The sequence below is a fragment of the Streptomyces sp. NPDC102278 genome (assembly GCF_044766345.1).
GTDB lineage: Bacteria > Actinomycetota > Actinomycetes > Streptomycetales > Streptomycetaceae > Streptomyces.
In genome coordinates, this window is the sequence record NZ_JBIWLV010000038.1 from 1 (window position 1) to 11,687 (window position 11,687).

Below are 11,687 nucleotides of genomic sequence, written 5' to 3' on the forward strand. Positions count from 1 at the left end.
CGCCGTCCGCTTCACCGACGCCGTCGCCACCCTGGAAACCCTCGGCACCACCACCTACACCGAGATCGGCCCCGACGCCGTCCTCACCGCCCTGGCGCAGAACATCGTGACGGACGCGGCCGCCGTGCCGTTGCTGCGGCGGGGCCGTCCCGAAGCGGAGACCCTCGTCGCGGGGGTGGGCCGGCTGCACAGCCGGGGCGTCCGCGTCGACTGGGCGGCGTACTTCGCGGGCGCGGGCGCCGAGCGGACCGACCTGCCGACGTACCCCTTCCAGCACGAGGCGTTCTGGCTGAAGGGCTCGGGTGCGGCGGCCGACGCCGGCCACGGCCTGAACCCGACCGGGCATCCGCTGCTCGGCGCGGCCGTCACCATCGCCGGCGCCGACCAGGTGCTGTTCACCAGCCGGCTCTCGGTGCGCTCGCACCCGTGGCTGGCCGAGCACGCCGTCTTCGACTCGGCCGTGCTGCCGTCCTCCGCGCTGGTGGAACTGGCGGTCCGGGCGAGCGACGAGCTGGGGCTCGCGGGGCTCGCCGAACTGGAGTCGAGCACCCCGGTGGTGCTGCCCGTACAGGGCGCCCTCCAACTCCAGTTGGGCGTGGGCCCGGTGGACGACTCCGGGCGGCGTCCCTTCACGGTGCACACCCGCGGCGACGAGGCAGAGGCCGGTTGGACGGCCCACGCGCACGGCGCCTTCGAGACCGGCGGCGGACAGCGGGTGCCCGCCGCGGTGGGCGGCGAGGCCGTCGAGGTCCGGCTGCCCGAGGAACTGCTGCCCGACGCGGCCGCCTACGAGCTGCACCCGGCGCTGCTGGAGGCCGCGCTCGCCGGGGCCGGTGGCGCCGGCGCGGCCGGTACGACGCGGGTTCCGGCCCGGTGGCAGGGTGTGCGGTTGCACGCGACCGGCGCCACCGCCGTGCGGGTGCGGATCGCCCCGCTCGACGGGGACGCGGACGGGGCGGTGACCGTACGGCTCTCGGACGCGGAGGAGCAACCGGTCGCCACGATCGAGCGGCTCGTCTTCCGGGACGTGCCGGACGAGGAGTTCACCGCGCGCGTCGGCGGCAACCTGCCGCTGTTCCGGGTGGACTGGTCGGCCACCGCGCTGCCCGAGCCGGGCAGCCGGCTGCGCTGGGGTGTCCTCGGCGCCGCCGAGGGCGGCTTCGACGGTCCGTCCTTCGAGGAGGTGGCGGCGGTCGGCAAGGCCGCCGAGGCCGGGGCCGCCGTGGACGCCGTGGTGGCCCGGATCGCACCGGACACCTCCGGTGACGTGGTGGGCGCGGCCCACTCGGCGGCGCGGCAGGCCCTGTCGCTGGCGCAGGACTGGCTGGCCGACGACCGGTTGGAGGCGACCCGTCTGGTGGTCCTCACCCGGGGGGCGGTCGACACCGGTTCCGAGGGGGTTCCCGAGCCGGGTTCGGCCACCGTGTGGGGGCTGCTGCGCTCCGCGCAGGCCGAGGCCCCGGACCGGATCGTGCTGGTCGACCTGGACCACGCCGACGCCGGCGCGGTGCCGGTGGACGCCCTGTCCGCCGTCCTCGCCTCGGGCGAGCCGCAGGCGGCGCTGCGCGGCGGCGAGGTGCTGCTGCCGAGGCTGCGCCGGGTGGTCTCCGAGACCGAGGGCGCGCCGACCCCGTGGGGCCCGGAGGGCACCGTACTTATCACCGGTGGCACCGGGGCGCTGGGCGCGCTCTTCGCCCGGCACCTGGTCGCCGAGCACGGCGTACGGAACCTGCTGCTGGTCAGCCGCAGTGGTGCGGACGCCGCGGGCGCGGCGCAGTCGCGGGCCGAACTCGAGGCGCTCGGCGCCCGGGTGACGCTGTCCTCCGTGGACGTCTCCGACCGGGACGCGCTGGCCGCGGCCTTGGCGGCGATCCCGACGGAACATCCGCTGCGGGGCGTGGTGCACGCCGCGGGTGTGCTCGACAACGGTCTGGTCGCGGCGCTCGGACCGGACAGTCTGGCCGCCGTGCTGCGTCCGAAGGCGGACGCGGCCTGGCACCTGCACGAGTTGACGCGCGATCTGGGGCTGTCGGCCTTCGTGCTGTTCTCCTCCAGCGTCGGTGTCATCGGTGGCCCCGGACAGTCCAACTACGCGGCGGCCAACGCCTTCCTGGACGGTCTGGCCGCCCACCGGCGGGCCCTCGGGCTGCCGGCGACCTCACTGGCCTGGGGCCTGTGGGACCTGAGTCACGGAATCAACGCGGGCCTGGACGAGAACGACCTGAAGCGGTTCGGCCGCGAGGGCTTCCGGCCGGTCACCCCGCAGGAGGGCGGCGGTCTCTTCGACGCGGCGGCGGCCGGCGGCAGCCCGGCGGTCGTGGTGCTTCCGGTCGACCTGTCCGCGATGCGGGCGCACGGCCTGGTGCCGCCGGTGTTCCGGTCCCTGGTGCGGGTGACGAACCGGCGCGCGGCCCAGTCCGGCACGGGCTCCGCGGAGCTCCTCGCCACGCGGCTGGCCGGGTTGTCCGCGCTGGAGCGGCACCAGATGGTGCTGGATCTCGTACGGGGTGAAGTGGCCACGGTGCTGGGGCACTCGGGCCAGGACGCGGTCCAGGCGGACCGGGCCTTCCAGGAGATGGGCTTCGACTCGATGACGGCGGTGGAGCTGCGCAACCGTCTGGGTTCGGCGACGGGGGTCCGGCTGTCCGCCACCGTGGTCTTCGACCACCCGACCCCCACCGCCCTCGCGGAGCACGTGCTGGGCGAGGTGGCGCCCGACGGCGCCGGCGACGCGTCGGCGCCCGTGATGGCGGACCTGGACCGGGTGGAGGCGAGTCTGAGCGCCCTCCTGGAGGACGTCCAGGCGCGCTCCACGGTCTCTGTACGGCTCCAGGCGATCCTGTCCCGGCTGAACGAGGCGACGGGAACGGCCGCGGGCCCGGACCTGACGAGCACGATCGAGTCCGCTTCCGCGGACGACCTCTTCGACTTCATCGACAACCAGCTCGGCCGTTCCGCGAACTGATGGTCCCGACGTACGCAGCTCTGAGGAGAAGTTGATTTCGCATGTCCAATGAGACCAAGTCCAACGAACCGGCAGCGTCCACGGACCAGGCTGTTTCCAAAGAACAGAAGATGGTCGAGTACCTCAAGTGGGTGACCACCGACCTTCAGAAGACGAGGCAGCGGGTCGCGGAACTGGAGGCCGGCCAGGACGAGCCGGTCGCCATCGTCGGCATGGCCTGCCGCTTCCCGGGCGGGGTGACCTCTCCGGAGACCCTGTGGAAGCTGGTCATGGACGAGGCCGACGGGATCACCGACTGGCCCGAGGACCGCGGCTGGGACATCGACGCCCTCTACGACCCGGAGCGCGGCAAGCCCGGCAAGTCGTACACGAAGAAGGGCGGGTTCCTTCAGGGCGCGGCCCTCTTCGACCCCGGCTTCTTCGGGATCTCGCCCCGTGAGGCGCTCGCCATGGACCCGCAGCAGCGGGTGCTGCTGGAGACCGCGTGGGAGACCTTCGAGCAGGCGGGCATCGACCCGACCTCGCTGCGGGGCACCCCGGTCGGCGTGTTCGCGGGTGTGGTGGAGCAGAGCTACCTGGGGCTGGAGGGCCCCGAGGAGCTCGAGGGCTATCTGATGACGAGCAAGTTGAGCGCCGTCGCCTCGGGCCGCATCGCGTACTCCTTCGGTTTCGAGGGCCCGGCCGTGTCCGTGGACACGGCCTGCTCCTCCTCGCTGGTGGCGCTGCACCTGGCGGTGCAGTCGGTCCGCAAGGGCGAGTCCTCGATGGCGCTGGCGGGCGGTTCGACGGTGTCGGGCAACCCGAGCGGGTTCGTCGACTTCTCGCGGCAGAACGGGCTGGCCGAGGACGGCCGGATCAAGTCGTTCGCCGCGGCGGCCGACGGCACCGCCTGGTCGGAGGGGGTCGGTCTGCTGCTCGTCGAGAAGCTGTCGGACGCCCGGCGCAACGGCCACGAGGTCCTCGCGGTGATCCGCGGCAGCGCCGTCAACCAGGACGGCGCGTCCAACGGGCTGACCGCCCCCAACGGCCCCTCCCAGGAGCGGGTCATCCACCAGGCGTTGGCCGCCGCGAAGCTGTTCGCGGCCGACGTGGACGCGGTGGAGGCGCACGGCACCGGGACCCGGCTCGGCGACCCGATCGAGGCGCAGGCGCTGCTGGCCACGTACGGGCAGAACCGCCCGGCGGACCGGCCGCTGCACCTGGGCTCGTTGAAGTCCAACATCGGTCACAGCGTGGCGGCGGCCGGCGCGGGCGGCGTGATCAAGATGATCATGGCGATGCGGCACGGGATCCTGCCCAAGACGCTGAACATCGACGAGCCGACCCCGATGGTCGACTGGGACGCGGGCGCGGTCTCGTTGCTGACCGAGGCCCGCCCGTGGCCCGCCGGCGGCGCACCGCGCCGCGCCGGCGTCTCCGCCTTCGGCGTCAGCGGCACCAACGCCCACGTCATCCTGGAGGAGCCGCCGACCGAGGAGGCCTCCGACGAGCCGGCCGCGGCCGGCGACGCCCCGGTCCGCACCCTGCCGTTCCTGCCCTGGACACTGGGCGCGAAGACCCCCGACGCGCTCGCCGACCAGGCCCGCCGGCTGCTGGAGCTCGTGGAGGCCGACGCCGGACCCTCCCCGCTGGACGTGGCGTACTCGCTGGCGACCGGCCGCGCGGCGCTGGAACAGCGCGCGGTGGTCGTGGGCGCCGACCGGGACACGCTGCTGGAGGGCCTGCGTTCGCTGGCCGCCGGCGCGCCGGACGCGAGCGTGGTGCGGGGTGCGAAGGCGGGCGGCCACACGGCGTTCCTCTTCACCGGCCAGGGCGCGCAGCGGGCCGGGATGGGCGAGGAGCTGTACGCGAACTTCCCCGTGTACGCCGAGGCCTTCGACGCGGTCGCTGCCGAACTGGACAAGCACCTGGACCGGCCGATCCGCGAGGTCATCGCCTCGGGCACGGACCTGGACGAGACGGGCTACACCCAGCCGGCCCTGTTCGCCGTCGAGGTGGCCCTGTACCGCCTCGTCGAGTCCTGGGGGATCACCCCCGACCACCTCGCGGGGCACTCCATCGGCGAGTTGACGGCCGCCCACATCGCGGGCGTGCTCGACCTCGCGGACACCGCGAAGCTGGTGGTCGCCCGGGCCCGGCTGATGCAGGCGCTGCCCACCGGCGGCGCCATGATCGCCGTACAGGCCACGGAGGCGGAGGTGCTGCCGCTCCTCGAAGGCCTGGAGGACCGGCTCTCGATCGCCGCCGTCAACGGCCCCACCTCCGTCGTCGTCTCCGGCGACGAGGAAGCCGCCCTCAAGGTCGCGGGAAAGCTCGCCGAACTGGGCCGCAAGAGCAAGCGCCTGACGGTCTCGCACGCCTTCCACTCCCCCCACATGAACGGCATGTTGGAGGAGTTCCGGAAGGTCGCGGCCACCCTCACCTACAACAAGCCGCAGCTGCCGGTGATCTCCACCCTCACCGGCAAGCTCGCCACCGGCGACGACCTGCGCACCCCCGGCTACTGGACCGACCAGGTCCGCGGCGCCGTCCGGTTCACCGACGCGGTGCGCACCATGGAGCAGTTCGGTGCGACCACCTTCGTCGAGATCGGCCCCGACGCCGTCCTCGCCGGGCTGGTCCGCGACACCCTCACCGACGCGACGGCCGTACCGCTGCTGCGCCGGGGCCGCCCCGACGCCGAGACCCTCGTCAGCGGCCTCGGCCGGCTCCACACGGCGGGCGTTCCCGTCGGGTGGCGGGAGTTCTTCGTCGACACGGGCGCCCGCCGCGCCGACCTGCCGACGTACGCCTTCCAGCACGAGCGGTACTGGGTCGAGACCACCGGCATCGTGGCCGACGCCTCCGACCTGGGCCTCGAATCGGCGGACCACCCGCTGCTCGGGGCCGCGGTCACCGTCGCGGGCGCCGACCAGGTCCTGTTCACCAGCCGGCTCTCGCTGCGCACCCACCCCTGGCTCGCGGACCACATCGTCCTGGGCCAGACCCTGGTGCCGGCGACCGCGCTGATCGAGATGGCCATCCGGGCCGGCGACGAGCTGGGCAGCACCGTCCTCGACGACCTGTCCATCCTCGGCCCGCTGGCCCTGCCCGAGAAGGGCGGCATCCACCTCCAGGTCAGCGTGGGCTCCGCCGCCGGCACCGGTCGGCGCGAGCTGGCGATCTACTCGCGGCCCGACAACGCCGACGTGCCGTGGACCCTCAACGCCCGCGGTCACCTCAGCTTCCAGGGCGCCGACGAGCCGTTCGCGCTCACCGAGTGGCCGCCCACCGGCGCCGAAGAGGTCCCGCTGCACGACGCGTACGACAAGCTCGCCACCCAGGGCTACGTGTACGGCCCGGTGTACCGGGGCCTGGACGCCGTCTGGCGCCGCGGCGACGAGGTGTACGCGGAGGTCAGCCTGCCCGACGGCAGCCGCACCAGCCAGGCCGGCTTCGGCCTGCACCCGGCCCTCCTCGAAGTCGCGCTGGCGGCCTCCTGCCTGGCGAGCTACGGCACCGTCCCCGAGGGCGCGGTGTGGATCTCCACCGACTGGAAGGGCGTCCGGCTGTACGCGACCGGCGCCTCCAAGCTGCGGGTACGGCTCTCGCTCGACGCCGACGACGCTCTGGTCGTCCAGCTGGCCGACCAGAGCGGGCAGCCCGTCGCCCGCGTCGCGTCGGTCGCCTGCCGGGCCATCGCCGTCGGCGAGGTCTCCAATGCCCTGGCCCGCCGCCGCGACTCCCTCTTCCACGTGGACTGGGCGCCCTACCCGGTCGTCGCCACCGGGGACACCACCCACTGGGCGACCCTGGGCAAGGACGGTTTCGGGGACCGTCGGTTCACCGACGTGGCCCGGGCCGCGCGGGTCATCGGCGCCGGCGAACGCGTCGACGTCGTCCTGGCCCGCCAGGAGACCCCCGACACCGGGGACCGGGCCGCCGACGTGCACACGGCGGCCAGGAACGCGCTGGCCCTCGTACAGAACTGGCTGGCCGAGGAACGGCTGGCCGACACCCGGCTGGTGCTCCTCACCCGGGGCGGCGTGGCCGCCCGCGACGAGGACGTCACCGACCTGGGCGCGGCCACCGTGTGGGGCCTGCTGCGCTCCGCGCAGTCCGAGAACCCCGGCCGGATCGTGCTCGTCGACCACGACCTCGACCTGGACGACCCCGCCGCCGACCCGTTCGCGGTCCTGGCCTCGGTCGTCGCCTCCGGGGAGCCCCAGTCGGCCGTCCGCGCCGGGCAGGTGCTGATACCGCGCCTGGGCCGGATCTCCGAGTCGGCCGCGGGCCGCACCGGTGAGTGGAACCCCGAGGGCACCGTACTGATCACCGGTGGCACCGGCAGCCTCGGCGCCCTGTTCGCCCGCCACCTGGTCGTCGAGCACGGCGTACGGAACCTGCTGCTCACCAGCCGTCGCGGTCTCGCCGCCGAGGGGGCGGGCGCGCTCGCGGCCGAACTGACCTCGCTCGGTGCCCGGGTGACCATCGCGGCCTGCGACGTCGCCGACCGGGAGGCGCTGGCCGCGGTACTGGCGGACATCCCGGACTCGCACCCGCTGACCGGCGTCCTGCACACCGCCGGCGTCCTGGACGACGGGCTGATCGGATCGCAGACCCCGGAGCGACTCTCGGCGGTGCTGCGGCCCAAGGTCGACGCCTCGTGGAACCTGCACGAGCTGACGAAGGACCTGGACCTGTCCGCCTTCGTGCTCTTCTCGTCCATCGCGGCGGTCGTCGGCGGTCCCGGCCAGTCCACGTACTCGGCCGCGAACCACTTCCTCGACGCTCTGGCCGAGCACCGCAAGGCCCGCGGCCTCGCCGCGACGTCGCTTGCCTGGGGCCTGTGGTCCCAGACCAGCGGCATGACCGGTCACCTCGACCAGGCCGACCTCCAGCGCATCGCCCGCAGCGGTTTCCGCCCCGTGGAGTCCGAGCAGGGCCCCGCCCTGCTGGACCTCGCGCTGGAGACCGGGCACGCGGCGCTGGTCGCCACCCCGATGGACCTCGCGACCCTGCGGGAGCAGGTCCAGGTGCCGGTGCTGCTGAGCAAGCTGGTCCGTACGCCGGCCCGCCGGACCGCCCAGAACGCCGAGGTCGCCACGGAGACCCTCACGGACCGGCTGGCCGGGCTGGCGGTCGAGGAGCAGTCCCGGGCGGTGCTGGAGGTCGTCCTCGCGCAGGTCTCGGCGGTCCTCGGGCACTCCGACACCTCGGCGATCGACACCGGGCAGCCGTTCTCGGCGCTGGGCTTCGACTCGCTCACCTCGGTCGAGCTGCGCAACCAGCTGGGCACCGCCACCGGCCTCAAGCTGCCGCCCACGCTGGTCTTCGACCACCCGACGCCGCTCGCGCTCGCCGCGTTCCTGCACGGCGAGGTCGCCAGCGGTTCCGCCGACCGCAAGGGAACCGACTACGCGGCGGAGATCCGGCTCGCCGACGACGTCCGGCCCGCGCAGGAGGTCGTACGGACCGCCGTGGACCCGAAGGAGATCCTGCTGACGGGAGCCAGCGGCTTCCTCGGCGCGTTCCTGCTGCGGGACCTGATGCGCGGCACCACGGGCCGCGTGCGCTGCCTGGTCCGCGGTGAGGACGAGGCCTCGGCGCTGGAGCGGCTGAAGGCCAACGCCCGCTGGTACCGGGTCTGGGACGAGATCGACGAGGACCGGCTCTCGGTCGTCCTCGGCGACCTGGCCGAACCCCGGCTCGGCCTCACCGAGGAGGCGTTCGACGCGCTCTCCCGCACCGTCGACGTGGTCTACCACAACGGCGCCCGGGTGCACTGGCTGCACCCGTACGAGACCCTCAAGGCCTCGAACGTCACGGGCACGGAGGAGGTGCTGCGGCTCGCGGCGCGCCACCGCACGGTCCCGGTGCACTACGTGTCCACCGTCGGTGTCTTCAACGGGGTGCGCGAGCCCGGCGTCCCGCTGAAGGTGACCGACCCGACCGGGCCGGCCGAGGCCCTCGCGAGCGGGTACCTGCGCTCTAAGTGGGTCGCGGAGCAGATCATCGAGCTGGCCCGGGACCGGGGTCTGCCGGTCTCGGTCTACCGTGTCGACGTGATCTCCGGCGACCAGGTCAACGGCGCCTGCCAGACCGCCGACTTCGTGTGGCTGACGCTGAAGGGGCTGGTCCAGTCCCGGAGCATCCCCAAGGGCACCGAGGGCCGCTTCCACCTGCTGCCGGTCGACTACGTCAGCGCGGCGATCACCGGCATCTCGCGGCAGCCCGGCGCGGTCGGCCGCACCTTCCACCTCTTCAACCAGAGTTCGCTGGCGCTGACCCGGTGCGCCGAGTTCCTGCGCGGCCTGGGCTACGAGCTCGACGAGGTGAGCTGGGACAACTGGAACACCACGGTGAAGGCGGGCGACAACGCCCTGCTGCCGCTGCTGGACGCCTTCGAGATGATGACGTCCGACACCGACGGGTTCTACCCGCCGATCGACACCACCGAGACGGCGGCGGCCCTGGCCGGGACCGGCGTCGAGATCCCCGTGCTGACGAAGGAGCTGTTCGAGAAGTACGTCGGCTTCTTCGTCGAGGAAGGCCACTTCCCGGCGGCCCCGTGACGGGGGCGGCCACGAGAGAGCCCCGCCGGCCTGTGGCCGGCGGGGCTCTCCCCTCGTGTGCGGCGCCGCGGTGCGGCGTGAGGGGTCGCCGCGGTGTGAGGAATCGTTACGGCAGGCGGATGCCGAGCCGGTGCGAGAAGACGTCCCGCGGGTCCCACTTCGCCTTGGCCCGCTGGAGGCGCGGGTAGTTGTCCTTGAAGTACAGCCGGTGCCACGGGACGCCCGAGGTGTTGAGCGTCGGGTCCGCGATGTCGGCGTCGGCGTAGTTGATGTAGCAGCCGTCGTTGACCCCGCCCGGGCGGGGCACCCCGCCGGTGCTCGCGTACACGTCCGCGTAGGCCTCGCGCACCCAGTTCTGGTGGACCGCGTCGTCCGCCGGGTTCGTCCAGAGGCTGCAGTAGAGCATCTTGGCGACGGAGTCCCGCTGGGCGGTGGCGGTGTCCGCGCTCGCCGTGTCGTTGATCCTGCCGCCGAAGCTGACGAGGGCGATCATCCCGTACGGTCCCGGGTAGTCGGTGCGGGTCAGCTGCCGGTACATCGCCTTCAGCTGGTCCTGCGGCATCGCCTTGCGGATGTACGCCGACTTGGACTTCCAGCGCGGCACGGCGGCCTCGACGAAGCCGGACCACTCGGTGACCGCGTACAGCCACGGCGCCCGGTAGCGGTCGCCGACGGTGTAGCGGACCCCGGTGCCCTCGGAGACGGCCGCGAGGAACCCGTCGAGCACCTGGTCGGCGTCCGGCGCCGCCGCGTCGATCTGCGTGCTCATCCGGAAGTAGCCGGCCGCCTTGTGCATCGCCTTGAACTGGCTGTAGAGGAAACGGCCCGGGGCGCCGGGGCCGGAGTTGTTCTCGTGCCAGACGTTGAAGTTGTGCACGAGCCGGGTGAAGCTCGCCTCGTCCAGGTCCTCCCAGGACCAGCTGACGTCCGACAGGATGACCTCGGAGGGCGCCTTGGGCAGCAGCTTCGTCGGGTCGTCGCCGGTGGCGCCCGGGGAGCGCAGCCAGTACTTGGTGACGATCCCGAAGTTCCCGCCGCCGCCCCCGGTGTGCGCCCACCACAGTTCGCGGTTCGGGTCGTTCGCCTCGCGGGTGGCGACCACCTTGCGGGCCCGGCCGCTCTGATCGACGTGGACGACCTCGACGGCGTACAGGTGGTCGACGGTCAGTCCGCGCGAGCGCGACAGCGCGCCGTAGCCACCACCGCTGATGTGGCCGCCGGCGCCGACGGTCGGGCAGGTGCCGCCGGGCAGGACGACGCCCCAGCGCTTGTAGAGGGTGCGGTAGACGGTGCCCAGCAGGGCGCCCGGCTCGACGGCGATGGCGCGCATCCGCGGGTCGTACGCGATGGAGCCCAGCCCGGCCATGTCGATGACGACACGGACCTCGGGGTTGGCCGTGAAGTCCTCGTCGCAGTGGCCGCCGCTGCGGACCACGACCTTGAGCTTCTTGTCGACGGCCTCCTGTACCGCGCTGACGACCTGGTCGGCGGAGCCGACGAGCCGGACGTAGTCGGGGGAGCCGACCCAGCGCTGGTTCGAGCCCGATATGAGCCCGCGGTAGCGCGGATCGGTGCGGGTGACGGTGATCGGGGCGGGGACGGCCGCGCGGGCGGCGGCCTCCCCGGTGCCTTCGACGACGGCCGCCTCGGCGGCTCCCGCGGCCGCCACGACACCGATCGTGGGCACCGCCAGAGCGCCGCCGGTCAGCGCCGCGCCTTTCATGAGCACCCGACGGGACACATCGGTCATGACCGCATACCTCCATGAGACACGAGAGAAGAGCCGGAGAAGTGCGCCGGAGCGGTGCCGCGGCGCGAGGAACCGCGGGGAAACCCGGGGCGCGGCCACCCGACCACAACTCGGTCACCAGGCGTTCTCTGGCGGTCCTCGTGCGGTGATTACCTGCCGGTGGGCCGCCGGCGGCGAGCCGGGGATACGTTTTCGACCGTCGATGGTTCGAACCGTCACCGAGGTTGAGGAGAGCGTTCGTGCGTAAGGTGCTGATTGCGAACCGCGGCGAGATCGCTGTCCGCGTTGCTCGGGCCTGCCGGGATGCGGGTATCGGGAGTGTGGCCGTCTACGCCGACCCGGACCGGGACGCTCTGCACGTCCGCGCGGCCGACGAGGCTTTCGCGTTGGGCGGTGACACCCCGGCCGCCAGTTACCT

General features: G+C 73.3%; 4 protein-coding genes. 3 read left to right on the top strand and 1 reads right to left on the bottom strand.

Annotated features, from left to right (window positions below; genetic code table 11):
* Both ACIRO3_RS36645 and ACIRO3_RS36650 read left to right on the top strand, forming a co-directional pair.
* Positions 1–2,965, top strand: a 2,965-nt coding sequence (locus tag ACIRO3_RS36645) for an SDR family NAD(P)-dependent oxidoreductase (protein ID WP_404144070.1), incomplete at its 5' end; no start/stop codon positions are given.
* A gap of 41 nt (positions 2,966–3,006) precedes the next feature.
* On the top strand, positions 3,007–9,519 hold the full coding sequence (locus ACIRO3_RS36650; protein WP_404144072.1) for a type I polyketide synthase: 6,513 nt from the start codon (positions 3,007–3,009) through the stop codon (positions 9,517–9,519).
* Positions 9,520–9,625: 106 nt separating this feature from the next.
* Here ACIRO3_RS36650 and ACIRO3_RS36655 read toward each other — a convergent pair whose 3' ends face one another.
* On the bottom strand, positions 9,626–11,269 hold the full coding sequence (locus tag ACIRO3_RS36655) for an FAD-binding oxidoreductase (protein WP_404144074.1): 1,644 nt from the start codon (positions 11,267–11,269) through the stop codon (positions 9,626–9,628).
* Positions 11,270–11,508: 239 nt separating this feature from the next.
* Between ACIRO3_RS36655 and ACIRO3_RS36660 the strand changes: the two genes are divergently transcribed.
* Positions 11,509–11,687, top strand: a 179-nt coding sequence (locus tag ACIRO3_RS36660; RefSeq protein WP_360365618.1) for a biotin carboxylase N-terminal domain-containing protein, incomplete at its 3' end; no start/stop codon positions are given.

Excerpts from the sequence above, each read along its gene's own strand:
- ACIRO3_RS36650 (WP_404144072.1), top strand. The coding sequence starts at position 3,007 with ATGTCCAATGAGACCAAGTCCAACGAACCGGCAGCGTCCACGGACCAG.
- ACIRO3_RS36655 (WP_404144074.1), bottom strand. The coding sequence starts at position 11,269 with ATGACCGATGTGTCCCGTCGGGTGCTCATGAAAGGCGCGGCGCTGACC.